This window comes from Streptomyces lydicus, from assembly GCF_000717345.1.
Lineage (GTDB): Bacteria > Actinomycetota > Actinomycetes > Streptomycetales > Streptomycetaceae > Streptomyces > Streptomyces lydicus.
Genome location: NZ_JNZA01000028.1, coordinates 44581 through 68787, shown reverse-complemented (window position 1 = coordinate 68787; position 24207 = coordinate 44581). Strand labels below are relative to the sequence as shown.

General features: G+C 72.6%; 22 protein-coding genes. 11 read left to right on the top strand and 11 right to left on the bottom strand.

Annotated elements, in window-relative coordinates:
- Window positions 1-330: 330 nt before the first annotated feature.
- Window positions 331-747 (bottom strand): Fur family transcriptional regulator, encoded by a 417-nt coding sequence (locus OO62_RS25085; RefSeq protein WP_033269823.1) that lies wholly within the window; start codon window positions 745-747, stop codon window positions 331-333.
- A gap of 159 nt (window positions 748-906) precedes the next feature.
- Here OO62_RS25085 and OO62_RS25080 point away from each other — a divergent pair, with 159 nt between their 5' ends.
- Entirely contained in the window at window positions 907-2370 is a 1464-nt protein-coding gene (locus tag OO62_RS25080; RefSeq protein WP_033269822.1) for a catalase, read from the top strand.
- Window positions 2371-2455: 85 nt separating this feature from the next.
- Here OO62_RS25080 and OO62_RS25075 read toward each other — a convergent pair whose 3' ends face one another.
- Window positions 2456-2857, bottom strand: a complete 402-nt coding sequence (locus tag OO62_RS25075; RefSeq protein WP_033269821.1) for a CBS domain-containing protein — start codon at window positions 2855-2857, stop codon at window positions 2456-2458.
- A gap of 209 nt (window positions 2858-3066) precedes the next feature.
- Window positions 3067-3870, bottom strand: coding sequence for a histidinol-phosphatase (hisN, locus tag OO62_RS25070; protein WP_033269820.1), 804 nt, complete (start codon window positions 3868-3870; stop codon window positions 3067-3069).
- A 210-nt stretch (window positions 3871-4080) separates the two neighbouring features.
- Between hisN and OO62_RS25065 the strand changes: the two genes are divergently transcribed.
- On the top strand, window positions 4081-4815 hold the full coding sequence (locus OO62_RS25065; protein ID WP_033269819.1) for a TetR/AcrR family transcriptional regulator: 735 nt from the start codon (window positions 4081-4083) through the stop codon (window positions 4813-4815).
- 39 nt (window positions 4816-4854) lie between these two features.
- Here the strand turns inward: OO62_RS25065 and OO62_RS25060 are convergent, their stop codons facing one another.
- From OO62_RS25060 to OO62_RS25045, 4 genes are all read right to left on the bottom strand, one after another.
- Window positions 4855-5187, bottom strand: coding sequence for a DMT family transporter (locus OO62_RS25060; protein WP_033269818.1), 333 nt, complete (start codon window positions 5185-5187; stop codon window positions 4855-4857).
- A 151-nt stretch (window positions 5188-5338) separates the two neighbouring features.
- The gene (rsgA, locus tag OO62_RS25055; RefSeq protein ID WP_033269817.1) at window positions 5339-6346 is read right to left on the bottom strand and encodes a ribosome small subunit-dependent GTPase A; all 1008 of its coding nucleotides are present in this window, start codon (window positions 6344-6346) and stop codon (window positions 5339-5341) included.
- Between the two features lie 14 nt (window positions 6347-6360).
- The gene (gene aroA, locus OO62_RS25050; RefSeq protein WP_033269816.1) at window positions 6361-7743 is read right to left on the bottom strand and encodes a 3-phosphoshikimate 1-carboxyvinyltransferase; all 1383 of its coding nucleotides are present in this window, start codon (window positions 7741-7743) and stop codon (window positions 6361-6363) included.
- Window positions 7744-7885: 142 nt separating this feature from the next.
- Window positions 7886-8599, bottom strand: a complete 714-nt coding sequence (locus OO62_RS25045; protein ID WP_033269815.1) for a M50 family metallopeptidase — start codon at window positions 8597-8599, stop codon at window positions 7886-7888.
- A 35-nt stretch (window positions 8600-8634) separates the two neighbouring features.
- Here OO62_RS25045 and OO62_RS25040 point away from each other — a divergent pair, with 35 nt between their 5' ends.
- The gene (locus OO62_RS25040; protein WP_033269814.1) at window positions 8635-9462 is read left to right on the top strand and encodes an SOS response-associated peptidase; all 828 of its coding nucleotides are present in this window, start codon (window positions 8635-8637) and stop codon (window positions 9460-9462) included.
- Window positions 9463-9616: 154 nt separating this feature from the next.
- Entirely contained in the window at window positions 9617-10264 is a 648-nt protein-coding gene (locus tag OO62_RS25035; RefSeq protein WP_033269813.1) for an alpha/beta hydrolase family protein, read from the top strand.
- A gap of 45 nt (window positions 10265-10309) precedes the next feature.
- Here OO62_RS25035 and OO62_RS25030 read toward each other — a convergent pair whose 3' ends face one another.
- Window positions 10310-10873 carry a helix-turn-helix domain-containing protein gene (locus tag OO62_RS25030; RefSeq protein ID WP_033269855.1) on the bottom strand — a complete coding sequence of 188 codons (564 nt, stop codon included), beginning with the start codon at window positions 10871-10873 and terminating at the stop codon, window positions 10310-10312.
- A gap of 453 nt (window positions 10874-11326) precedes the next feature.
- Here OO62_RS25030 and OO62_RS25025 point away from each other — a divergent pair, with 453 nt between their 5' ends.
- The 6 genes from OO62_RS25025 (at window position 11327) to def (ending at window position 17507) form a co-directional block, all read left to right on the top strand.
- A complete protein-coding gene (locus tag OO62_RS25025; RefSeq protein ID WP_169748613.1) occupies window positions 11327-12031 on the top strand; it encodes a sigma-70 family RNA polymerase sigma factor in 705 nt (234 codons plus the stop codon).
- Entirely contained in the window at window positions 12028-12429 is a 402-nt protein-coding gene (gene rsrA / locus OO62_RS25020; protein ID WP_033269812.1) for a mycothiol system anti-sigma-R factor, read from the top strand. The genes OO62_RS25025 and rsrA overlap by 4 nt, the downstream gene beginning before the upstream one ends.
- A gap of 190 nt (window positions 12430-12619) precedes the next feature.
- The gene (locus tag OO62_RS25015; protein ID WP_323135825.1) at window positions 12620-14041 is read left to right on the top strand and encodes an HD-GYP domain-containing protein; all 1422 of its coding nucleotides are present in this window, start codon (window positions 12620-12622) and stop codon (window positions 14039-14041) included.
- A complete protein-coding gene (locus OO62_RS25010; RefSeq protein ID WP_078617345.1) occupies window positions 14038-15399 on the top strand; it encodes an HD-GYP domain-containing protein in 1362 nt (453 codons plus the stop codon). The genes OO62_RS25015 and OO62_RS25010 overlap by 4 nt, the downstream gene beginning before the upstream one ends.
- 394 nt (window positions 15400-15793) lie before the next feature.
- Window positions 15794-16795 (top strand): tetratricopeptide repeat protein, encoded by a 1002-nt coding sequence (locus OO62_RS25005; RefSeq protein WP_033269851.1) that lies wholly within the window; start codon window positions 15794-15796, stop codon window positions 16793-16795.
- A 67-nt stretch (window positions 16796-16862) separates the two neighbouring features.
- A complete protein-coding gene (def, locus tag OO62_RS25000) occupies window positions 16863-17507 on the top strand; it encodes a peptide deformylase (protein WP_033269811.1) in 645 nt (214 codons plus the stop codon).
- A gap of 45 nt (window positions 17508-17552) precedes the next feature.
- Here def and OO62_RS24995 read toward each other — a convergent pair whose 3' ends face one another.
- The 3 genes from OO62_RS24995 to OO62_RS24985 all read right to left on the bottom strand — a co-directional run bounded on the left by OO62_RS24995 (window position 17553) and on the right by OO62_RS24985 (window position 23109).
- Window positions 17553-19514, bottom strand: coding sequence for a transglycosylase domain-containing protein (locus OO62_RS24995; protein ID WP_033269810.1), 1962 nt, complete (start codon window positions 19512-19514; stop codon window positions 17553-17555).
- Between the two features lie 119 nt (window positions 19515-19633).
- Entirely contained in the window at window positions 19634-20686 is a 1053-nt protein-coding gene (locus tag OO62_RS24990; protein ID WP_033269809.1) for a ribonucleotide-diphosphate reductase subunit beta, read from the bottom strand.
- Complete coding sequence (locus OO62_RS24985) at window positions 20686-23109, bottom strand: ribonucleoside-diphosphate reductase subunit alpha (RefSeq protein ID WP_033269808.1); 2424 nt, start codon at window positions 23107-23109, stop codon at window positions 20686-20688. Before OO62_RS24985 ends, OO62_RS24990 begins: the two co-directional genes overlap by 1 nt.
- A 449-nt stretch (window positions 23110-23558) precedes the next feature.
- Here OO62_RS24985 and OO62_RS24980 point away from each other — a divergent pair, with 449 nt between their 5' ends.
- Entirely contained in the window at window positions 23559-24146 is a 588-nt protein-coding gene (locus OO62_RS24980) for a Uma2 family endonuclease (protein WP_033269807.1), read from the top strand.
- Window positions 24147-24207 lie beyond the last annotated feature (61 nt).

Genomic DNA, 24207 nt, shown 5'->3' with positions numbered 1-24207 from the left:
TCGGCGGGCGGGCGGTGCGCGGCGGATACGGGGTGCGGCTCTCCCACGGGGTGCTCCTTGCGGAGTGCGGACAGGGCGCCGCGGGGGTGCGCAGCCCCGGAGCCGGTCGGGCGGGCCGGTCCGGTGGCCGGAATGCGCGGCGCGGCCGACGATATGACGGGTCGTCAGATCCGGGCAAGGGGTGCGGCGGGAGAGGGGTGCTGTCGGTGCGGTGGGGCGGCGGTGGCTGGGGCGCCCCGGGCCGGCCGCGGCCGCGCGCGCGAAGGAGCCCGCGGCCTCGTGGGGCGCGGGCTCGCAGCGGGGTGATCCGTGGGGGGTCTGCCGGTGGGGTCAGGCGGTGCTGCAGTTGGGGCACAGGCCGCGGTAGGTCACGGTGACCTCGGAGACCTGGAAGCCGTAGCGCTCCGGCTCGGGGAGCGCGGAGAGCGGGTCGCCCTGGAGGTGCACGTCGCGGATCGTGCCGCACCGCGAGCACACCAGGTGCTGGTGGTCGTGGTGGGCGTTCGGGTCGTAGCGCTTGGCGCGCCCGTCCGTGCTGACCTCGAGCACCTCGCCCAGCGAGACCAGCTCACCGAGGGTGTTGTAGACCGTGGCGCGGGAGATCTCGGGGAGTCGCTCGGACGCCCGCGCGTGCACTTCGTCGGCGGTGTAGTGGACGTGGTCCCCGTCGAGGACCTCGGCGACGACGCGTCGCTGCGCGGTCAGCCGCCAGCCGCGTCCCCGGAGTCGTTCCAGCAGGTCACTCATGCCAATCACCTATCAGTCAGATAGAGCCAGGGTAGCAGTGGCCGGTCCATCACCGGATTGTGTACGGCTTTCGGGCTCTTCTTGACTTAGACATTGTCCAATGTAGGATCGAGTACGGCGCAAGCCAAGGGCAGGTGGAGAAGACTTCAGGAGGCGCACGTGTCGGTAGAGAGCACCACCGGACCGCTGACCACGGCGACCGGTGCCCCGGTCGCGGACAACCAGAACAGCGAGACGGCCGGCATCGGCGGCCCCGGTCTCATCCAGGACCAGCTCCTGATCGAGAAGCTCGCGCACTTCAACCGCGAGCGCATCCCGGAGCGCGTGGTGCACGCCCGCGGTGCCGGCGCGTACGGCACGTTCACGGTCACCGCCGATGTGACGCGGTACACCCGCGCGAAGTTCCTGTCCGAGGTCGGCAAGCAGACCGAGACGTTCCTGCGCTTCTCGACCGTCGCCGGCAACCTCGGCTCGGCCGACGCGGTGCGCGACCCCCGCGGTTTCGCGCTGAAGTTCTACACCGAGGAGGGCAACTACGACCTCGTCGGCAACAACACCCCGGTGTTCTTCATCAAGGACGCCCTCAAGTTCCCCGACTTCATCCACACCCAGAAGCGCGACCCGTACACCGGCTCGCAGGAGGCGGACAACGTCTGGGACTTCTGGGGACTGTCGCCCGAGTCCACCCACCAGGTGACCTGGCTGTTCGGCGACCGCGGCATCCCGGCGTCGTACCGGCACATGGACGGCTTCGGCTCGCACACCTTCCAGTGGAACAACGAGGCGGGCGAGGTGTTCTGGGTCAAGTACCACTTCAAGACCGACCAGGGCATCAAGAACCTCACCACCGCCGAGGCCGCCGAGATCTCCGGCCGCGACCCGGACAGCCACCAGCGGGACCTGCGCGAGGCCATCGAGCGCGGCGACTTCCCGTCCTGGACGGTGCAGGTGCAGATCATGCCGGCGGCCGAGGCGGCGAACTACCGCTTCAACCCGTTCGACCTGACCAAGGTCTGGCCGCACGAGGACTACCCGCCGATCGAGATCGGCAAGCTGGAGCTCAACCGCAACCCGCAGAACATCTTCGCCGAGGTCGAGCAGTCGGTCTTCTCCCCGCACCACTTCGTGCCGGGCATCGGCCCGTCCCCCGACAAGATGCTCCAGGGCCGCCTCTTCGCGTACGGCGACGCGCACCGCTACCGCGTCGGCATCAACGCCGACCACCTGCCGGTCAACCGCCCGCACGCCACCGAGGCGCGCAGCCACGCCCGGGACGGTGCGCTCTACGACGGCCGGCACGCCGGCGCGAAGAACTACGAGCCCAACAGCTTCGGTGGCCCGGCCGAGACCGGCCGCGCGCTGTGGCAGCCGGTCGCGGTGACCGGCTCCACGGGTGAGCAGGCGGCGCCCTCGCACGCCGAGGACGACGACTTCGTCCAGGCGGGCAACCTCTACCGCCTGATGTCGGAGGACGAGAAGGAGCGCCTGATCGACAACCTGGCGGGCTTCGTCTCGCAGGTCTCCCGCGACGACATCGCCCAGCGGGCGATCGAGAACTTCCGCAAGGCGGACGCGGACTACGGCAAGCGGCTGGAGGCCGCGGTCCAGGCCCTGCGCGGCTAGCAGGCTTGCCGTACCAACCGAAGAGGCCGGACGCCATGGGGCTCCGGCCTCTTCGTGTGCCCGGCCGCCGTGGGCGACCGTTTTCTCAGGCCGGCACCGCGCCCGCGCGGATCTCGGCGGTGGCCCAGCAGCGGATGATGTCGCGTACGGACACGACGCCGACGACTTCATGGTCGTTCAGCACGATCAGATGGCGGAAACCGCCACGCACCATCGCCTCCGCCGCCTCGTCCAGGGTCCAGTCCGGAGCGGCGAAGACCACGTCGGAGGTGGTGTGGGACTGGGCGGTCTCCCGGTCGGGACTCTCGCCCGCGCCGAGTGAGTTGAGGATGTCGCGCTCGGTGAGGATGCCGATGCCGCTGTTGTCGTTGTCGAGGACCACGGCCGCGCCGATGCGGCGAGCCGCCATCAGCTGGGCCGCCTGGCGGAGGGTGTGGGCCGGGCCGATGGTGAGGACCACCGTGCTCATGGCGTCCTTGACGTACATGGGCATGGAGTGGAGCCACCTCCTTGGTGAATGTGCCTTGCGAAGGGATTCACAAGTTCACAAAGTGGGGGATTCTCATGTTCACATGCCGCGGTGGCTGCAACAAGGGGCAAGTTGTGGACGCATGTCCGAGTGCTTGCCCCGCACGCCCGTGCTCGCGCCGGCCGGCCCGGTGCCCGGTGCCGCCGGGACGGGCGGCCCGGGGTGACTCAGTGCTTGGCGTCGCCGAGGTAGCTGAGCAGCTCCTCGTGCAGCAGGCCGTTGGAGGCCGCCGCGTTGCCGCTGTGCGGTCCCGGCCTGCCGTCCAGGCCGGTGAACTGCCCGCCGGCCTCCTTGACCACCACCGCGCAGGCCGCCATGTCCCACAGCGACAGCTCGGGCTCCGCGCAGATGTCCACCGCGCCCTCGGCGACCAGCATGTACGGCCAGAAGTCGCCGTAGGCCCGGGTCCGCCAGCAGTCCCGGCTCAGGTCGAGGAAGCCGGGCAGCTTGCCGCGCTCCTCCCAGCCGGTCAGCGAGGAGTACGCGAACGACGCGTCCTGGACGCGGCCGACCTTGGACACCTGAAGCCGGCTCGCGGAGGTCAGGCTGCGGCCGGTGAAGGCCCCCAGGCCCTCCGCGGCCCACCAGCGGCGGTTGAGCGCCGGTGCGGAGACGATGCCCACCACGGGGCGGTCGCCGCCCTCACCGCGTTCCATCAGCGCGATCAGCGTGGCCCACACCGGCACCCCGCGGACGTAGTTCTTCGTGCCGTCGATCGGGTCGATGATCCAGCGGCGCGGCCCGGCGCCCTCGCTGCCGAATTCCTCGCCGAGCACCGCGTCCCGCGGCCGGGCCCGCTGGAGCTGGCTGCGGATCAGCTCCTCGGCGGCCTTGTCCGCCTCGCTCACCGGCGTCATGTCCGGTTTGGTCTCGACCTTGAGGTCGAGCGCCTTGAAGCGCTCCATGGTGGCGGCGTCCGCGGCGTCGGCGAGCACATGGCCGAGGCGAAGATCATCGTGATAGTCGGGCATGAGCGAACAGTATCCATTGGTATACGCCGCAGCCACACGGCTGTGTCCCGACCGGCGTGTGTCGCCCGCCGCCCAGGTGAGCGGGCGCGGAGCGGGCCGCGTGCGCGGGTCCGGTGCGCCGGTGCTGCGACCCCCCTTGACAGTGTCTGAGGGCGCGTCAATTCTGTGCGCACACCGGCCACCTCGGCCGGGCGGCCGGGGAGGCGATGGATGCCCGCAGCGCGTGAATCCCTGCTGGACGCCGCCTATACGGCGCTGACGGCCCGGGCCTGGCCGGCCGTACGGATGGTCGACGTCGCGGCGGCCGCCGGGGTCTCCCGGCAGACGCTGTACAACGAGTTCGGCAGCAAGGAAGGGCTGGCCCGCGCACTGGTGCGCCGGGAGACCGACAACTACCTCGCCGGCGTCGCCAGGGCACTGGCGCGGGGCGGCTCCCCGGTCGCCGGGGGCCGGGCCGACGCGGCGGCCAAGGTGGTCGCCGCGGCCGCCTGGACGCTGCGTACCGCGCGCACCAATCCGCTGGTCAGGGCCGCGCTGACCGGGTGCTGGGGCGACCGGCTGCCGCTCCCGGCGGCACCGGGTGAGCCCCTGCCGCCGGCGGGCGCCCGGCCGAACGGTCCCGCGGCGCGGCGCACCCCGCCCGCGCCCGAGGGGCCGCTGCCGGGTCCCGCCGAGCTCGTCGGCCGGTTCCGCGACCAGGCGGTCGCCGCGCTGGAGTCCGGCTGGCCCGAGGAGGAGCTGCCGGCCCTGGGTGCCGCCTGTGAGACCGCGGTGCGGCTGACCCTGTCGTGTGTGGTCGCGCCGGTGGCCGCGGGCACGAAGCCCGGACGCGTGCCGGCGCGGCGGACCCGCCGGGAGGCGGAGACGGAGGAGGTGTCACGGCTCGTGGCGGGGGCCTTCGCGCGGCTGTCGACGGTCGACGCACGGCAGCCGGAACAGGGGTGACGAAACGTCAGGAGCCCTCGGTGCGGGGCGTGGAGGGCCTCAGTGTCCGCCCGAGCCCGACAGCTGCAGCCCGACCACGCCCACGATGACCAGCGTGATCGAGAGGATCTTGAGGGTGGAGACCACGTCGCCGAGGAAGACCATGCCGTAGACCGCCGTGCCGGCCGCGCCGAGGCCGGTCCAGACCGCGTACGCCGGGCCGACGTCGAGCTTGCGCAGCGCCAGCGTCAGCAGACCGAAGCTGGCGAGCGCGAACGCCGCGAAGGCGAGGGTCGGGAAGAGGCGGGTGAGGCCGTGCGAGAGCTTGAGGCAGACCGCGAAGCCGGTCTCCAGGAGCCCCGCCACCACGACCAGCAGCCACGCCCACGCCATAAGCCCTGCCTCCGTCAGCTGGATGAGTGACGACGGGACTTCAGCCTCACTCGTCCGGGGCCCCGTCCGGGCGATCAGGGCCTGGTGACCAGTTCGCCAGCCTTGGTGTGATTATGCATTTACCTCGGACGGGTGGGGGCAAACCCGGTGATCAGTCGCCCTCGCGTCGTTCCCTGGTGGACAGCAGGCGGCGCAGCGAATAGAGCCGGGCCGGGTCGGCGTGGCCGTCGGTGACCCAGGCGTCCAGCGCGCAGTCCGGCTCGTCGTGGCTGCAGGCGCGCGGGCATTCGGCGGTGCCCGGCTCCAGGTCGGGGAAGGCGTGGATGACGCGGGACGGGTCGATGTGCGCCAGCCCGAAGGAGCGGACGCCGGGGGTGTCGATGACCCAGCCCGAGTCGCCGGGCAGCGGCAGCGCCAGCGCGGAGGTGGTGGTGTGCCGGCCGCGGCCGGTGACCGCGTTGACGTGTCCGGTGGCCCGGCGGCGCGCCGGGACCAGCGCGTTGACCAGGGTCGTCTTGCCGACGCCGGAGTGCCCGACGAAAGCCGTCATCCGGCCCTTCAGCACCTCGCGCACCTGCTCTGCGGCGCGGCCGTCGGTGAGTTCCTCGCGGTTGGTGACGACATAGGGGACGCCGAGCGCGCCGTAGGACTCCAACAGGGCGTCCGCGGAGGCGAGATCGGACTTGGTCAGCACCAGCAGCGGGTCCAGGCCCGCGTCGTAGGCGGCGACCAGGCAGCGGTCGATCAGCCGGGGGCGCGGCTCGGGGTCGGCGAGCGCGGTGACGATGGCCAACTGGTCGGCGTTGGCGACCACGACGCGCTCGAACGGGTCGTCGTCGTCGGCCGTACGGCGCAGTGTCGAGGTGCGCGGCTCGACCCGGACGATCCGCGCGAGGGTGTCCTTGGCGCCGCTCAGATCGCCGACGACGGCGACCCGGTCGCCGACCACCGCGCTCTTGCGGCCCAGTTCGCGGGCCTTCATCGCGGTGACCGTGCGGTCGTCGATGAGGCACGTCAGCCGGCCGCGGTCGACCGTCAGGACCAGGCCCTCGGCCGCGTCCTCGTGCTTGGGGCGGATGTTCGTACGGGGACGGTTGCCCTTGCGGTTGGGCCGGACGCGGATGTCGTCCTCATCGGGGTTCTTGCCGTAGCGGCGCATGGCGGCCGGACCCTTCAGGCTCTCCGGGCGGGGGCCGCCGACGGGTCGAGCATCTCCGCCCACAGGGCGGGGAAGTCGGGCAGGGTCTTGGCCGTCGTGGCGACGTTCTCCACCTCGACGCCTTCCACCGCGAGGCCGATGATCGCGGCGGCGGTGGCCAGCCGGTGGTCCTCGTAGGTGTGGAAGATCCCGCCGTGCAGGGGGCGGGGCCGGATGTGCAGACCGTCCGCGGTCTCGGTGACGTCGCCGCCGAGTTCGTTGAGCTCCTTGGTGAGCGCGGCGAGCCGGTCGGTCTCGTGCAGCCGCAGATGCGCGACGCCGCGCAGGGTGGAGGGGGAGTCGGCCAGCGCGGCGACCGCGGCGATGCCCGGGGTCAGCTCGCCGACCTCGCTCAGATCGACGTCGATGCCGTGGATCCGGCCGCTGCCGGTCAGGGTCAGGCCCTGCTCGGTCAGCTCGCAGGAGCCGCCCATGGTGGTGAAGATCTCACGCAGCGCGTCACCGGGCTGCGTGGTGTGCGCCGGCCAGTCCGGGATGGTGACGCGACCGCCGGTGACCAGCGCGGCGGCCAGGAACGGCTGGGCGTTGGACAGGTCGGGCTCGACGACGAGGTCGCGGCCGAGCAGCGCACCCGGGGTGACCCGCCAGACGTTCGGCTCGCCGCCCGCCTCGGGGGTGTCCACCTGCGCGCCGACGCTGCGCAGCATGTCCACGGTCATCCGGATGTGCGGCATCGAGGGCAGCGCCGCGCCGACGTGCCGGACCTCGACGCCCTGGTTGAAGCGCGGCGCGGACAGCAGCAGGGCGCTGACGAACTGGGAGGACGAGGAGGCGTCGATCTCGACCGCGCCGCCCTCCAGGGCACCGCCGCCGAACACCGTCAGCGGCAGGGCGCCGCGGTTGTCGTCGTCGATCCGGGCGCCCAGGGCGCGCAGCGCGTCGATGACCCCGCCGAGCGGACGCTCGTAGGAGCGCGGGTCGCCGTCGAAGCGCACCGGGCCGTCCGCCAGCGCCGCGACCGGGGGCAGGAAGCGCATGACCGTTCCGGCATTGCCGACGTCGACGGTGGCCGGGCCGTGCAGCCCCGCCGGGATGATCCGCCATGCCTCGCCGCCGCCGGGCTGCTGCCCGGAGTCCGCGGACCCGGCCGGACCGGAGGAACTCGACGAGGCCGTCTCCTCGATGCCGACGCCCATGGTGCGCAGCGCCTCGGCCATCAGCAGGGTGTCGCGGGAGCGCAGCGGGCGGCGCAGCCAGCCCGGCTCGGAGGAGAGGGCGGCCAGTACCAGGCCGCGGTTGGTGACCGATTTCGAGCCGGGCACGGTGACGGTTGCATCGACGGCCCCGGGCGCGAGGGGGGCGGGCCACAGGGCGGGGTGTGCGGGGCTCTCGGTCATGCCCTTACTTTAATGGCTGGGCAAGGGTGCCGATCTTGATCAAAAGTGGCGCAACCCCGCCGAAACGTGGCACTGGTAGTGCGCGCGCGTACGGGAGCGGCGGAAACGGCGGGCGGGGGAGGACGTACCGGCCGGGTTGACGTCAGAGGCCGAGCAGCCAGCGGCCGCCGCCCGTGAGGGAGCACAGCGTCACGACGTGGAAGAGCCCGAGCCACACGGCCGGCGGGACATGGGTCAGGCGCGCCAGCTGGTCCGGGTCGGAGTCCGCGGCGCCGCCCCGGCGCCGCTTGCCCTGGAGCTCGAACGGCGGCCGCACCCCGCCCAGCAGCAGGAACCACACCACCGCGTACGCGAACACCGCCTGCACCTGGGGCGTGGTCAGCCAGGAGACCAGGACGAACGCGGCGCCGGCCAGGACCACGGTGAGCACGCCGTAGGCGTTGCGGATCATGACGAGCATCGCCAGCAGCAGGGCGGTGGCACCCCACAGAAGCGCCGTGATGTGCCCCGCGGCGAGCAGCGCGGCGCCCGCCAGCCCCAGCAGCGACGGGGCGATGTAGCCCGCCGCGGCGGTCAGCACCATGCCGAGACCGGTCGGCTTGCCACGCGAAACGGTCAGGCCCGAGGTGTCCGAGTGCAGCCGGATGCCGTCCAGGCGGCGCCCGGTGAGCAGGGCGATCAGCCCGTGCCCGCCCTCGTGCGCGATGGTGACGGCGTTGCGGGACAGCCGCCAGGCGGTGCGCGGGACGACGGCGCCCAGCGCCAGCGCCGCGGTGACGAGCACCAGCCAGAGCGAGGGCGGGGGCTGGGTCCCGAAGACCCGGCCCCATATGTCGGTGAGGTGGTCGGTGTCCATGTCTCCCCTTCGTGTGGCATGGCAGTGTGGCACGCATGTGCGGTCGGTATGCAGCGAGTCGTCGTCCCGAGGAACTGGTGGAGCTCTTCGGTGTTCAGCAGTGGGAACCCGAGGAGACCCTGGCGCCCAGTTGGAACGTGGCTCCGACGGACACCGTGCACGCGGTGCTCGAACGCCCCCTCAAGGGAGCGGCGGCCGGCGCCTTCCCGCCGGGCCCCGCGCGCCAGCTGCGGCCGCTGAAGTGGGGGCTGGTGCCGGCGTGGGCGACCTCACCCGACGCCGCCGCGAAGATGATCAACGCCCGGGCCGAGACGGTGCACGAGAAGCCGTCCTTCCGCCAGGCGTTCGCGGCCCGCCGCTGCCTGCTGCCCGGCGACGGCTACTTCGAGTGGGTCACCGACGCCGCCGAGCGGCAGCTGGAGGAGCGGGGCCGGCGGAAGCGGCCCCGCAAGCAGCCGTACTTCGTCACGCCCGCGGACGGCTCCGTGATGGCGCTGGCCGGGCTGTACGAGTTCTGGCGGGACCGCACCCTGCCCGGGGGCCACCCGGGGGCCTGGTGGGTGACCTGCACGGTCGTCACCACCGACGCCGAGACCACCCCGCTGGCCGGGGCGGGCGGCGAGGGCCCGCAGTCGCTGGCCGAGATCCACCCCAGGATGCCGCTGGTGCTCCCGCCGGACCGCTGGGACGCCTGGCTGGACCCGGCCCGTACGGACCCCGACGAGCTGCGGGCGCTGCTGGCGCCCCCGCCACCCGGCCTGATGCGGGCCTTCCCGGTGCCGACCGAGGTCAGCAACGTCCGCAACAACGGTCCCGAGCTGGTCACCGAGCTGGCGGCGCCCGAGGTCGGCACGCTGTTCTGACCGCGCGCCCGCGCCGCGCACGGGGGTGCCGGCGGGCTGTGCTGCCCTTCTCGCCCTCGCGCGGGCAGGATGGGCAGCGCGAGCGCGCGCGGCGAGGCGTCACGGCACGGGGCGCGCCGGGCGAGGGCCAGGCCGAGGGAAGTGAGGGTGCGGCATGAGTACAGGGGCGAGGGAGACCGAGACGGTCGGGACGCCGGCGGGCGACGCCCGGATCACCTGGCACCGCGACGCGGAGCCGGCCCGGGCCGTGGTCGCCGTCAGCCACGGCGCCGGCGGCGGCATCGAGGCGCGCGACCTGCGGGCGCTGGCGGCCGCGCTGCCGGCCCGTGGCTACACCGTGGCGCTGGTCGAGCAGCCGTGGCGGGTGGCGGGCAAGAAGGTGGCACCGGCGCCGAAGACCCTGGACGCGGCGTGGACGGCGCTGTGGCCGGCGCTGGAGAAGCCGGGGCTGCCGGTGGTCGCCGGCGGCCGCAGCGCCGGGGCCCGGGTCGCCTGTCGTACGGCGCGTGAGCTGGGCGCCGAGGCGGTGCTCGCGCTGAGCTTCCCGCTGCACCCGCCGGGCAAGCCGGAGAAGTCCCGGGTGGACGAGCTGACCGGCGCCGGGGTGCCGACCCTGGTCGTCCAGGGCGGCCGGGACCCGTTCGGCCGGCCGGAGGAGTTCCCGCCGGGGACCGTGCTCACCGAGGTCCCGCACGGGGACCACGGCTTCGCGGTGCCGAAGAAGGCGGGCGTCACCGAGGCGGAGTCGATGGCGCAGCTCACGGACGCGGTGGTCGCCTGGCTGGACGGGCTGTTCGGCTGACCGCCGCGGCGGGGCCCGGCCGGCGCGGGCACCGGCCTCGCCGGGTCAGTCCGTCCGTCCCCGCGGGCGGGCCCGTACGTGCATCCGCTCGCCCTGCCGGCCGAACAGGCTCAGCAGCTCCACCGGCCGGTTGTCCGCCGGCCCGAACCAGTGCGGCAGCCGGGTGTCGAACTCGGCGGCCTCGCCGGCCCGCAGCTCCACGTCCCGGTCGGCCAGCAGCAGCCGCAGCCGCCCGGACAGCACGTACAGCCACTCGTAGCCCTCGTGCGTACGCTGCTCCGGCGGTTCCCCGCCCGGGTCGATGACCAGCTTGAACGCCTGAAGGGCGCCCGGCTGGCGGGTGAGCGGCACCACCGTCCGGTCCCCGTGCCGCACCGGCACCGCCCGCACCCGCGGATCGCCGACCGCGGGCGCCCCCACCAGCTCGTCCAGCGGCACCTGATGCGCCTGGGCGAGCGGCAGGAGCAGTTCCAGGGTGGCCCGGCGGCCACCGGACTCCAGGCGCGAGAGGGTGCTCACCGAGATCCCGGTCGCCCCGGAGAGCGCGGCCAGCGTCACCCCGCGCTCCTGCCGCAGCCGCCGCAACCGCGGCCCCACCTCGGCGAGCACCCGTTCGTACGCGCTCCCGTGCGCGCCGCTGTCGGAGTCGGCGCGGGCCGTGCCGTCCGCGCTGCCGCCCGGGCCGCCGCCGGCTGCGCCGTGGTGTGTGTCGTTCGGTGTGTGGTCCACCCTCCCATTGCTGAAGCGGCAAGCGGATTTGTCAACCCCGGGGGTGCGGGAAGGGGACCGGAGGGTGGCGAAGATCGGTGCGGCGGGCGGGAATGACCGGGGCGCGGGGGCTGTTGTGAGAGCTGGAAGTACTTGAGTACGTCCGGCGAAGCACGAGGAATGGGAGTCCGCCGCATGGGAATCGCTTGCCCGGCCCGCCCGGCCGCTGACCTGCCGTGGTCGCAGATGCAGGTGACGCAGCCAGCTCTGGCTGGAGCGGCGGCGGCACCGGATCGTCGTCTATTCTCCGATTCGAGGGGGTCCGCTTCCGGATCCGTGACGGTGTTGGAGGAGGTGGGTCCGGTCACCGGTACCGACGCAGGGGCCGACGGCACTGCTGGGGAGCAGTCTGCGCGCCCGGAGGAGAGCGCGGCCGAGCGCAATGCGCGCTTCGAGCGGGACGCCCTCATGTTCCTGGACCAGATGTACTCCGCCGGGCTGCGCATGACGCGCAATCCGTCCGACGCGGAGGACCTGGTGCAGGAGACGTATGCCAAGGCATACGCGTCCTTCCACCAGTTCCGGGAGGGCACCAACCTCAAGGCGTGGCTCTACCGCATCCTCACGAACACCTTCATCAACTCCTACCGCAAGAAGCAGCGCGAGCCCCAGCGCAGTGCCGCCGAGGAGATCGAGGACTGGCAGCTGGCGCGCGCCGAGTCGCACATGTCGACGGGTCTGCGCTCCGCCGAGTCCCAGGCGCTCGACCACCTCCCCGACTCGGACGTGAAGGCCGCGCTCCAGGCGATTCCCGAGGAATTCCGCATCGCGGTCTACCTCGCGGACGTCGAAGGGTTTGCGTACAAGGAGATCGCGGACATCATGGGGACACCCATCGGCACCGTGATGTCCAGGCTGCACCGCGGCCGGCGCCAACTGCGGGGCATGCTGGAGGATTACGCCCGTGAGCGCGGGCTGGTCCCGGCGGGGGCAACGGCTGCGGATCCGCAGGCCGGGCCGTCGCCGGAGCCGCACGACCGGAAAGGCTCGGGATCATGAGCTGCGGAGAGCCGCACGAGAAGGACTGCTCCGAGGTCCTTGATCACCTCTACGAGTATCTCGACCGTGAGATGCCGGCGGGGGAGTGCGCCGATTTCCAGGTGCATCTCGACGAGTGCTCGCCGTGCCTGGAGAAGTACGGCCTGGAGCAGGCCGTCAAGAAGCTCGTCAAGCGCTGCTGCGGCCACGACGACGTCCCCGCCGATCTGCGCTCCAAGGTGATGGGCCGGATCGAGCTCATCCGGGCCGGTGAGACCGTGCCCGAGGTGAGCGTGCTGGAACAGGCCAAGCGGGACGCGGCCCGGCGCGAGCAGGCGGACGCGGCCGCCGCCGGGCAGGCGGGCGGCGAGCCGGCCGGCCCCGGCGATGCACGGTCCGAGACCGCGCGCGCCGAATAAGACGGCAGATCACCCTAAGGGGTGAGGGGTGAGGCGATCCCCCCGCCCGATCCGCTGATGCGCCCTCCCCGGCGCCGCAGCCCCTCTATTCTCACCGAACCCGGGCGCTCCGCAGTGCGGGGCGCCGGGCCCTGGCTCGTCACGGGCACGGGACCGCGGGCACGGTGAGGAGGACGGCGCGATGGGCGCGATACGGGGACTTCCGACGGCGGCGCGCGGATACATCGGCTGCGCCGCCCTGGCCGCGGCCCTGTGCACCGCCCCCGTCCTACGGCTCGGCGCCGGCGCTCCCTGGAGCAGCGCCCTGGCCCTGGCCGCCCTCTACGCACTGAGCGAACGGATCCGTGGCTGCCCGCTGCCGGGCGGCCGGGCGCCGCACGGGACCCGGTCGTACGCGGGACCCGGCTGGGCCGACCCGGTCCTGCTCGCCGGGGTCTTCCTGCTGCCGCCCGCCCTCGCCGCGCTGGCCGCCGTACCGGGCGGGCTGCTCGCGCCGGCCGCGGCCCGCTCGGCCGCCGCCCGCAGGCTCTGGCACGCCGCGGAGCCGGCGCTGGCCTCCTGCGCGGCCGCCGAGGTCTTCCGCGCCCTCGGCCCGCACGCCCTTGCCGCACCCCGCTTCCCCGTCCTGCTGCTGCCCGCCGCGGCCGCCGCTGCCACCTTCTGCGCGGTGCTCGCGGCGCTGGACGGCGGGGTGCTGGTCGCCGCCGAACGGCACCCGCCGCGCACCGCCTGGCGCGGGCTGCTGACCCGCTCGCTCGGACCGCACCTCGTCCACGGTCTCGCCGGGCTGATGATGGCGGTGCTGTGGCGCAGCGCGTACGGGCCGCCGGCGGCGCTGCTGGTGCTGCTGCCGATGTGCCTGTCGGCCTGGGTCTTCGACCGGTACCACCGCGAACGCGCCGCCCACCAGGCCACCATCCGCGCACTGGTGCAGGCCGTGGACATCAAGGACCGCTACACCCGCGGGCACAGCGAGCGGGTCGGCCGGGCCTCCGTGATGATCGCCCGGGAGCTGGGCATGCCGGACGATCGGACCGAGGTCCTGCGGTTCGCCGGCATCCTGCACGACGTGGGCAAACTCGGCGTTCCCACCCGGCTGTTGCGCAAGGACGGGCCGCTGACCCCGGAGGAGCGCCGGGTCATCGAGCTGCACCCGGAGTACGGGCACGAGATCGTGCGCGGCATCGGCTTCCTGGGGGAGGCGCGCGCGGCGATCCTGCACCACCACGAACGGCTGGACGGCCGGGGCTACCCGTACGGCCTGAGGGGTCATCAGATCCCGGAGTTCGCCCGGGTGGTGGCGGTCGCCGACGCCTTCGACGCGATGACCTCGACCCGCTCCTACCGCCGGGCCCGGCCGGTGCCGGCCGCGGTCGCGGAGCTGCGCAAGTGCGCCGGCGCGCAGTTCGATCCGCGGATGGTCCGGGCGCTGGCGGCGGCCCTCGACCGGTACGGCTGGCAGCCGGACCTGGTGACGGCGGCGGACGCGGAACAGGGCGTGGTGGGGCACGGCAGCGGCAGAGGAAACGTCACGCCTGACGCGGCTGACGCGACGGCCGTGAGGGAAGGGGCGGACGGGACACCTGAGGCGGCGCGGGGCGGGGCGCGATGACCGGCGCCCCCCAGGAGCCGCCGGACGCCGGCCACCCGGGCCCGGGTGGCCGGGAGGGCCGCGGCGACTCCTCCCCGCGCCCCGTCCCGCCCGCCGGCCGCGGCGGGATCGTCGTCGCCGCGGTCCACGTCCCGGCCGCCGTCCTGGCGTGCTGGTCGCTCGGCCGGACGCTCTGGGACGGGGTGGACCGGCCCGGCATCGCGCTGGCCTTCGGCGTGCTGATCGCGGTCGGGGAGGTGGTCGGCCGGGGCGGCGCGCCGGCGGCCGAGTACCGGCGGGCGGTGGGGGAGCGGGAGGGTGCGCCGCTCGGTGCGGCCGGCGCGCTCGCGTACGCGCTGCTCGGCGAGGCCGGCGGCCGGCCCACCGGCCACGGCGTGCCGCAGACCGTGGCGGTGGTCCTCGCGGCCGGGCTGATCGGGCTGGTCCCGCAGCTCGCCCGCGGCCGGGGGCCGGCGCTGGACCACCTCGCGCGCCGGGTGCTGACCGTCGGCTTCGCCGCCGTCTGCTTCCAACCCCTGCACGGCGGCGGCAGCTTGGGCGCCGGGGTGGCGTCCGGGCCGGCCCATCCGCTGTTCCTGGTCGCTCTGCTGGCGCTGACCACGCTGTGCGACGCGGTGCTGGCGGCCGCGCTCGCCCGGGCCCGTACCGGCTGGCCGTTCGGGCCGCTGCTGCGCGACGAGTTGCGCGCGCTGCTGGGCATCGGCACGGCCATCTGCGCCACCGGCGTGGTGATCTCGCTCGCCACCGCGGTCGCCGGGCTGTGGGCGCTGCCGGTGTTCTGCCTGCCGCTGCTGCTGACCCAGTGCGCCTTCCGCCGGTTCGCGGCGGTCCGCACCACCTACCGCCAGACCATCGCCTCGCTCGCCCGCTCCACCGAGATCGCCGGCTACACCCCGCCCGGCCACGCCCGCCGGGTGGCCGCGCTGAGCCGCGCGGTGGGCCGCGAACTGGGCCTGAACGAGCCGGACCTCGACGTGCTGGAGTACGCCGCGCTGATGCATGACATCGGGCAGCTGTCCCTGCTGGACCCGGTGCCCCACGGGGCGACCGCGCCGCTGCCGTCCGCCGAGCAGCGCCGCATCGCGCTGCTCGGCGGGGCCGTGGTCCGGCAGACCGGGGTGCCCTCTGAGGTCGCGATGATCGTCGAGCGGCAGGCGGATCCGTACCGGGACCAGCCGGTCACCGCCCGTATCGTGCGCACCGTCAACGCCTACGACGACCTGTCGGGCACGGTCGCGGGGCCCGGCGGCCCGCTGCGGGCCCTGGAACGGTTGCGGCTGGCGACGGCGCGGGACCACGAGCCCGGGGTCGTCGAGGCGCTCGCCCGGGTGCTGGCGCGGGGCGGCCGGGCGGCGTGAGCGGAGCGACGGTCCCCGGCGAGGGTCGCAGAGCACCGCTTTTCGGTGCGTAACGCCTGCCAGGAGCACATACACGGAGAAAACCGGCATGGCGGGCGCGCGGCGGCGTTCCGGTGACCGACTGTGGCCCCGCGCGCCCCCGCAGGGTGTCCGATGCCGTGGAACCCATGGGTAATGAGCGCCCTCCGAGATGGGCATGGTTGGATGCGAAGGGAGCCCCTTTCAGGGGGGTTCAGGGGGTCGGTGAAGGGCAAGGAGCCGCAGGGGGCGCAGCAAACCGGGCTGAGCCCGACGGCAATCTGTGGCAGGTTGTCGAGTGGGCCCCCAGAAGGGCCCCGGCGCCGCCCGGGACACCTCCGGAGCGGCAATCGAGAGCAACCAGCAGGCGGGAATCGTGAGGATCTTCGGCAAGGTACGGCACCGGCCTTCCGCCTCGTGGCGGCAGGCGACCGACCGCGCTTTCACGCTGATCGGCGACGGCCGTTACGAGGACGCGGGGGCGTTGCTGACCCGTGCCGCGGACATGGAGCCGTGGCTGTCGGAGTCCTGGTTCAACCTGGCCCTGCTGCACAAATTCCGGCACGACTGGGAGCAGGCCCGGGCCGCCGGCCTGCGCGCGGTCGCGCTGCTGGACCGCGAGGCCGGGGCGCCCGACTGGTGGAACGTCGGCATCTCCGCCACCGCCCTCCAGGACTGGCCACTGGCCCGCCGCGCCTGGCAGGCGTACGGCCTGAAGGTCCCCGGCGAGGGCTCCCCGTCCGGCGAACCGCTCGGTATGGCCCTGGGCAGCGCCGCCGTCCGGCTCTCCCCGGAGGGGGAGGCCGAGGTGGTCTGGGGCCGCCGGCTGGACCCGGCCCGTATCGAGGTGCTCTCCATCCCGCTGCCGTCCTCCGGGCGCCGCTGGGGCGAGGTGGTGCTGCACGACGGCGTGCCGCACGGCGAGCGGACCACCGCCGTCGGCGCCGGCGGCGCCACCAGGGCCTTCCCGGTCTTCGACGAGATCGAGCTGTGGGCGCCCTCACCGGTCCCCACCTGGGTGGTGCTCCTGGAGGCCGCCACCGAGGCCGACCGGGACGCCCTGGAGCGGCTGGCGGCCGAGGCGGGCTTCGCCGCCGAGGACTGGTCGTCGTCCGTACGGCTGCTGTGCCGTACGTGCTCGGAGAGCCGGATGCCCAGTGACGAGGGCGACGGCGAGCACCTGGACCCGCACGACCACAGCGAGCCGGGCCATCCCGGCCCGCTCGGCCACCGCACCGCGGGCTCGGGATCCCTGTGGGTGCCGGAGCGCGAGTGCGGTATCGCGGCGCCGTCCGCCCTGGTGCGCGGCCTGCTGGACGGCTGGGTCGCGGACAGCCCGGACACCCGGGAATGGCGCGATCTTGAAGAGGTCTGCTGAGCGCCCGCACGGTCGCCGTAGGCTGTAGGGCGACTATTCAGGGTTTTCAGGAAGGCGTACGGCGAAGATGGCCCAGCAGCCTGTTTTTGATCAAGAGGGTGACCAGCGGGTGGATGACGCGTTCATCGACGACGTCACGGACGCGGAGGAGCGTGAGATCGCACACCGCGAGCGCGGCACCTCGCGGCCGATCACGGTCGTCGGCAACCCGGTGCTCCACAAGGAGTGCAAGGACGTCACGGAGTTCGACGACAAGCTCGCCCAGCTCATCGACGACATGTTCGCCAGCCAGCGCACCGCCGAGGGCGTGGGGCTGGCCGCCAACCAGATCGGGGTGGACCTGAAGGTCTTCGTCTACGACTGCCTGGACGACGAGGGCGTCCGGCACGTCGGCGCGATCTGCAACCCGGTGCTGGACGAGCTGCCCGCCGAGCGCCGGGTGCTGGACGACTCCAACGAGGGCTGCCTGTCCGTGCCGGGCGCCTACGCCGAGCTGGCGCGCCCCGACGTCGCGGTCGTCCGCGGCCGGGACGCCAAGGGCGAGCCGATCTCCGTGCGGGGCACCGGCTACTTCGCGCGCTGCCTGCAGCACGAGACCGATCACCTCTACGGCTACCTCTACATCGACCGGCTCAGCAAGCGGGACCGCAAGGACGCGCTGAAGCAGATGGCCGAGCGGGAGCCGCGCTACCCCGTCGTCCCCAACGACTGAGGCCGGTGGGCGCCCGGCCCGGCCGGGAGCGGGCGCCCGGGCCCGTCAGGACGCGTTCTGGTAGGCGCTCCACACCTTCGGGGGGAGGGCCGTGCCCAGCCCCTTGCCGTCGCCGCCGACGCCCTGCATGGGCAGCAGCTCGGGGGCTCCCGGCTTGTTGCGGAACATGGTGACGGCGGTGGTCGGCTCGTCGCCGTCGCCCTCGCCGTGCCGGCCTTCCGCGTCGGTGCCGGCGCCGGTTTCGCCACCGGCACCGGGGGCGGCGAGCGGGCTGCCGATGAACCACGCCGACTTCATCCGGTCGCCGGGCTCCGTGCGGCCGGCCGCGACCGGCCGCGAGGACGCGCCGCCGCCGGGCAGCCCCAGCGAGCGCCAGCCCAGCCCCTCCAGGCTGGCGGACACCTGCTGGGCGACCCCGGCGTCCAGGACCTGGTCGGGTTCGGCCCGGTCGAAGCCGCGGATCTTTCTGCCGCCGTAGGTCATCGAGGACACCGCGTAGGGGTCGGCGTGCAGTCCGCCGTTGACGAACGTGGTGTAGGCGCTGGCCATCCGGATCGCGCTGGGCGCAGAGGTGCCGAGCGGGAAGGTCTGCTCCAGCCGCGCCATGCTCTCCTCGCGCAGCCCCGCGGCCACCGCGAGATCCCGGATCCGCTCCAGCCCGAGGCGCTTCCCGGCCTGCACGAACGGCGGGTTCTCGGCCTTCATCAGGGCGCCGCGCAGATCCCCGAAGTCGCTCTCCCAGTCCGCCGGCCGCCCCTCTCCCGTGACCTCGGGCTCCTTGACGGGCACTTCCGCCCGGCCGACCTGCTGCTGGAGCGCGGTCGCCAGCACGAACGGCTTGAAGGCGGAACCGGCCGGGACCGCCGTGGTGTCCGCGTTGTTGCTGAAGTGCCGGGTGGCGTCGGTGCCGCCGTAGACGGCGAGTATCGCGCCGTCCTTCGGGCGTACGGAGGCCGCGCCGAATTCCACGTAATTGTCGGCGGCGCGCTTCTTCGGGTCGAGGTGCTGCCGGCGGACGTCGGTGACCGCCTTTTCCAGGCGGCGGGTGCGCTGTTTGTCGAAGGTGGTGTGAATGCGGTAGCCGCCGCGTGCCAGATCCGCGTCGGTCAGCCCCGTTTCGGCCTTGACGAATTTGTTGGCCACATCGACGAGATAGCCGGTCTGGCCGGCCTGGCTGGTGGGTTTCGCGGGTGACCGGGGCTCGGGGAAGGCGCGGTACTTCGCCCGCTCCTCCTCGCTCATCTTCCCGGTGGCGACCTGCCGGTCGAGTATCCAGCTCCAGCGCTCCACGGCCCGCTGGTGATTGGCCTTGCTCAGCCCCGGGTCGTACTGCTCCGAGCCCTTCAGCAGGGCGGCCAGCAACGCGCCCTGGCTGGGGTTCAGTTTGCTCGCGTCGATGCCGTAATACGCATGGGCGGCCGCCTGTATGCCGTACGAACCCCGGCCGAACCAGCTGGTGTTGAGGTAACCGCGCAGAATGTCCTGCTTGGACTTCTGATTGCTCACCTTCAGCGCGATGATGAATTCCTTCACCTTGCGGGTGACCGTCTGGTCCTGCGACAGGTAGGTGTTCTTCACGTACTGCTGGGTGATGGTGGAGCCGCCCTGGGTCTCCTCGCCGGAGACCATGTTGACCACCGCGCGGGCGATGCCCTGGAAGGAAATGCCGGGGTCGCTGTAGAAGGTGGCGTTCTCCGCGGCGATGACGGAGTTCTCGACGGAGTCCGGCACGTTGCCGAGGGTGACGTTCTGCCGGTTGACGGCGCCCACGCTCACCATCTGGCTGCCGTCCGCCCAGTAGTAGACGGTCGCTTCCTGCGCGGCCAGTTCGTTCTCGTCGGGGATGTCGACGTTTGCGTACACAATGGCGAACAGCCCGGCCAGCGAGAGAACGCCGAACGAGAAGGTGCCGAGCCACAGCCGCCATGACGGCAGCCAGCGGCGCGGACCCTCCCGTCCCTGGCGCGGATAGTCGATGAACCGGCGACGCCCCTTCGTGCCCTTCATACCCGCTTAGATGTGGCGGCCACGGCTCCGGTTGCCGAGGTAACAGAACGCTCACAAAGGCCGGTGACCAGGGGGAAGGGGGGTGGCCGGCCCGGGAGGACGGGCCGGCCGGAACCGGACTAGAAGTCGTCGTCGAAGGAGACCGAGCCCTCGACGGCGACCTGGTAGGCGGAGGCCCGCCGCTCGAAGAAGTTGGTCAGCTCCTGGACGTTCTGGAGCTCCATGAAGGAGAACGGGTTCTCCGAGCCGTACACGGGCGGGAAGCCGAGCCGTTGCAGCCGCTGATCGGCGACGCACTGGAGGTACTCGCGCATCGACTCGGTGTTCATCCCCGGCAGGCCGTCACCGCACAGGTCCCGGCCGAACTGGAGCTCCGCCTCGACGGCCTCCTTGAGCATCTCGGTGACCTGCTGCTCCAGCTTGTCGTCGAAGAGGTCGGGCTCCTCCTCGCGGACGGTGTCCACCACCGAGAAGGCGAACTCCATGTGCATGGACTCGTCCCGGAACACCCAGTTGGTGCCGGTGGCCAGCCCGTGCAGCAGGCCGCGCGAGCGGAACCAGTAGACGTAGGCGAAGGCGCCGTAGAAGAACAGGCCCTCGATGCAGGCCGCGAAGCAGATCAGGTTCAGCAGGAAGCGGCGCCGGTCGGCCTTGGACTCCAGCCGGTCGATCGACTCGACCGAGTCCATCCACTTGAAGCAGAACTCCGCCTTCTCCCGGATGGACGGGATCTTCTCCACGGCCGCGAAGGCGGCGGCGCGGTCGTCCGGGTCGGGGAGGTAGGTGTCCAGCAGCGTCAGGTAGAACTGCACGTGCACCGCCTCCTCGAAGAGCTGACGGCTCAGGTACAGCCGCGCCTCGGGGGAGTTGATGTGCTTGTACAGCGTCAGCACGAGGTTGTTGGCGACGATCGAGTCCCCGGTCGCGAAGAACGCGACCAGCCGGCCGATCATGTGCTGCTCACCCGGCGAGAGCTTGGCGAGGTCGGTGACGTCGGAGTGGAGGTCGACCTCCTCCACGGTCCAGGTGTTCTTGATCGCGTCGCGGTAGCGGTCGTAGAAGTCCGGGTACCGCATGGGGCGCAGGGTCAGCTCGAAGCCCGGGTCGAGGAGGTTCTTGGCGCCGGTGGTCGCGGTGTGCGCGGCGGCGTTGGTCTCCGGTGCGGTGGTCATTACTGGCAGGCCTCGCAGGACTCGGGGTTTTCCAGGGAGCAGGCGACCGCCTCGGGGTCGGTCACCGACAGCTGTGCGGGAACGGTCGCGGCGCGCGCGGACTGCGCGATCCGGGTCGCCGGGCGCGACCGCAGGTAGTACGTCGTCTTGATGCCGCGCTTCCAGGCGTAGGCGTACATCGAGCTGAGCTTGCCGATGGTCGGCGAGGCCATGAAGAGGTTCAGCGACTGGCTCTGGTCGAGGTAGGGCGTACGGGCCGCGGCCATGTCGATCAGCGCGCGCTGCGGGATCTCCCAGGCGGTGCGGTACAGCGTCCGCACGTCCTCGGGGATCCAACTGACCTCCTGCACCGAGCCGTTGGCCTCGCGCAGTGCGTCACGGGTCCGCGCGTCCCACAGCCCCAGGGCCTTGAGCTCCTCGATCAGATACGCGTTGACCTGAAGGAACTCGCCGGACAGCGTCTCGCGTTTGAAGAGGTTGGAGACCTGCGGCTCGATGCACTCGTACACGCCCGCGATGGAGGCGATGGTCGCGGTCGGCGCGATCGCCAGCAGCAGCGAGTTGCGCATCCCGGTGGTGGCGATACGGGTGCGCAGCGCCGCCCAGCGGTCCGCCCAGCGGGGCTCGGCGTTCGGGTAGTGGTCCGGGTGCAGCACGCCGCGGGCGGTGCGGGTCGCGGACCACGCCGGGTGCGGGCCGTGCCGCTCGGCGAGGTCGGCGGACGCCTCGTAGGCGGCGAGCATGATCCGCTCGGAGATACGGGTCGACAGCTCCCGCGCCTCGGCCGAGTCGAAGGGCAGCCGCAGCCGGAAGAACACGTCCTGCAGACCCATCAGGCCCAGACCGACCGGGCGCCAGCGGGAGTTGGAGGCGCCGGCCTGCTCGGTCGGGTAGAAGTTGATGTCCACGACGCGGTCGAGGAAGGTGACGGCGGTGCGGACCGTGGCGTCCAGCCGCTCCCAGTCCATCTCACCGTGGTTGCCCAGGTGGGCGGCGAGGTTCACCGACCCCAGGTTGCAGACCGCGGTCTCCCCGTCGTCCGTCACCTCCAGGATCTCGGTGCACAGGTTGGAGGAGTGCACGACCTTGCCGGGCTCGGCGGTCTGGTTGGCGGTGCGGTTGGCGGCGTCCTTGAACGTCATCCAGCCGTTGCCGGTCTGCGCCAGGGTCCGCATCATCCGGGAGTACAGCATCCGCGCCGGGATCTGCTTGACCGCCCGGCCGTCGGCCTCGGCCTTGCGGTACGCGGCGTCGAACTCGTCGCCCCACAGGTCCACCAGCTCGGGGGCGTCCGACGGCGAGAACAGCGACCAGTCGGCGTCCGCCTCGACGCGGCGCATGAACTCGTCGGGGATCCAGTGCGCGATGTTCAGGTTGTGCGTCCGGCGGGCCTCCTCACCGGTGTTGTCGCGCAGCTCCAGGAACTCCTCGATGTCCGCGTGCCAGGTCTCCAGGTAGACGCAGGCGGCGCCCTTGCGCCGGCCGCCCTGGTTCACGGCCGCGACCGAGGCGTCGAGCGTGCGCAGGAACGGCACGATGCCGTTGGAGTGCCCGTTGGTGCCGCGGATCAGCGAACCGCGGGCGCGGATGCGGGAGTACGACAGGCCGATGCCGCCGGCGTGCTTGGAGAGCCGCGCGACCTGGTGGTACCGGTCGTAGATCGAGTCCAGCTCGTCCAGCGGGGAGTCCAGCAGGTAGCAGGACGACATCTGGGGGTGGCGGGTGCCGGAGTTGAAGAGGGTGGGGGAGGAGGGGAGGTACGACAGCGAGCTGGTGAGGCGGTAGAGCTCGGTGACGTCGGCCAGCGCGCGGTCGCTGTGGTCTTCCGCGAGGCCGCAGGCCACCCGCAGCAGGAAGTGCTGCGGGGTCTCGATGACCTGACGGGTGGTGGGGTGCCGCAGCAGATAGCGCGAGTGCAGCGTCCGCAGCCCGAAGTAGCCGAAGCGGTCGTCCGCCCCGTCCGCGAGCGCCCGCTCGACCAGCGCGTCCAGCCGCGCGGCGTGGGTCCGTACGAACTCCGCGGTCTCGTCGGCGATCAGCCCCTCGCGGTGGCCGACCTCGATGGAGGCGGAGAAGGCGACCGCCCCCTGTCCGGCCGCCTCCTCCGAGATCGCGAGGGTGAGCAGCCGCGCGGCGAGCTTGGAGTACTGCGGCTCGTCACCGATCAGACCGGCCGCGGCCTCGGTGGCCAGCGAGCGCAGCTCGGCCTCGTCGGAGCCCGCGTGCCGGCCGCGCAGGGCGGCGGCGGCCACCTTGCCGGGGTCGGTGGCGGTGAGGTCCGCGGTGAGTTCGGTCAGGGTGCGCAGCAGGGCGACGCCCGGGCCGTCCTCGCCCGCCCCGCCGCCGGCGCGGGCGGCAGGCGCGCCCACCGCGGGCTGCACGACCTCGGCGTCTGACGCGGGCTCCGTTGGCGCGATGGTCACGTGATGCTCTCCCTCACTCGGCGGGGGCCGGGAGGGAGGGACGCGACGGGCGCACGCGGGCATGCGGCACCCCGTGACGACGGGGTGCGCGGGCACACCGCGCGGCGTCCACCGGCCCAACCCTCGGGGCCCGGACGTATCGACATCCGCACCGATGGTGGTGCGGACGTACCGTCGGCAGGTCCTCGGACTTCACACGCGCGCGGCAGGGCCGTCATCGGGCCACCGGGCGCGCTCTTACACCGTTGCGGGACAGTTCCGGGGTCGCACCGGATTCCCCTGCGGCGACAGCGAGACGAGCATACATGTGGGGGTGACCTCTCCTGTGCACCCCCACATCTAGTGTGTCGCGAGTGATCAACGAGTGATCAGACGGTGCCTGTCAGTGGCCTCGGCTATGGTCGGTGGCACGTTCTCTGCTCTGTCCCGTGGAAGAAGGAGAAGGGCTCATGGCCGCGCTCGCAGGCCGGCTGCACATCGTGGAGACCGAGCATTTCGAAGAGATCGCCCGGATACTCGCCCGACTGGAGAAAGGCGCGCGGCTGGAGTTCATCGACGGGAAGATCAGGAGCAAGGCTCGGCCGGACGGGGACCACGGGCGGATCATCCAGTGGTTGACGCGTATCTGCATGCAGCACCGGCCGGAACTCTGGCTCGACGGCAATCAGGGGCTGAAGGTGCAGCCGTATCGAGGTGGCCGTGCCCGCCCTGACGGGTCGCTTGCGCCGTGTGACGCCTTCGTGGGCCAGGGCGAGTGGGCAGAGCCCGAGGCTGTGCTGATGGTCGTCGAGGTCACCTCGCACGACTCCGACACCGACCGGCGTGACCGGGTGGAGAAGCCGCGCGCGTACGCAGAGACCGGCATTCCGCTCTACCTACTGATCGACCGCCAAGCCTGCCAGCTGTCGCTCTACAGCGAACCCGATGACGGCCGCTACGAGACCATCCACACCGTGCCGTTCGGCAAGTCACTCCACCTTCCGGACCCTGTCGGCATCACCCTGGACACCGAGCCACTCAAGAATTGGGTCGGCTGAACCCGCATACGGCAAAAGGCCGCCGCAACCCCCCAGGTTGCGGCGGCCCTTGTGCGTGCAG

Coding starts and splice junctions, on each gene's coding strand:
- OO62_RS25045 (WP_033269815.1), bottom strand. CDS start 8,599: ATGGACACCGACCACCTCACCGACATATGGGGCCGGGTCTTCGGGACC.
- OO62_RS25075 (WP_033269821.1), bottom strand. CDS start 2,857: ATGTACGTCAAGGACGCCATGAGCACGGTGGTCCTCACCATCGGCCCG.
- def (WP_033269811.1), top strand. CDS start 16,863: ATGGCCCAGCAGCCTGTTTTTGATCAAGAGGGTGACCAGCGGGTGGAT.
- OO62_RS25060 (WP_033269818.1), bottom strand. CDS start 5,187: ATGGCGTGGGCGTGGCTGCTGGTCGTGGTGGCGGGGCTCCTGGAGACC.
- OO62_RS24995 (WP_033269810.1), bottom strand. CDS start 19,514: ATGAAGGGCACGAAGGGGCGTCGCCGGTTCATCGACTATCCGCGCCAG.
- OO62_RS24980 (WP_033269807.1), top strand. CDS start 23,559: ATGGCCGCGCTCGCAGGCCGGCTGCACATCGTGGAGACCGAGCATTTC.
- aroA (WP_033269816.1), bottom strand. CDS start 7,743: ATGACCGAGAGCCCCGCACACCCCGCCCTGTGGCCCGCCCCCCTCGCG.
- OO62_RS25085 (WP_033269823.1), bottom strand. CDS start 747: ATGAGTGACCTGCTGGAACGACTCCGGGGACGCGGCTGGCGGCTGACC.
- OO62_RS25040 (WP_033269814.1), top strand. CDS start 8,635: ATGTGCGGTCGGTATGCAGCGAGTCGTCGTCCCGAGGAACTGGTGGAG.
- OO62_RS25010 (WP_078617345.1), top strand. CDS start 14,038: ATGACCGGCGCCCCCCAGGAGCCGCCGGACGCCGGCCACCCGGGCCCG.
- OO62_RS25035 (WP_033269813.1), top strand. CDS start 9,617: ATGAGTACAGGGGCGAGGGAGACCGAGACGGTCGGGACGCCGGCGGGC.
- OO62_RS24990 (WP_033269809.1), bottom strand. CDS start 20,686: ATGACCACCGCACCGGAGACCAACGCCGCCGCGCACACCGCGACCACC.
- rsrA (WP_033269812.1), top strand. CDS start 12,028: ATGAGCTGCGGAGAGCCGCACGAGAAGGACTGCTCCGAGGTCCTTGAT.
- OO62_RS25065 (WP_033269819.1), top strand. CDS start 4,081: ATGCCCGCAGCGCGTGAATCCCTGCTGGACGCCGCCTATACGGCGCTG.
- rsgA (WP_033269817.1), bottom strand. CDS start 6,346: ATGCGCCGCTACGGCAAGAACCCCGATGAGGACGACATCCGCGTCCGG.
- hisN (WP_033269820.1), bottom strand. CDS start 3,870: ATGCCCGACTATCACGATGATCTTCGCCTCGGCCATGTGCTCGCCGAC.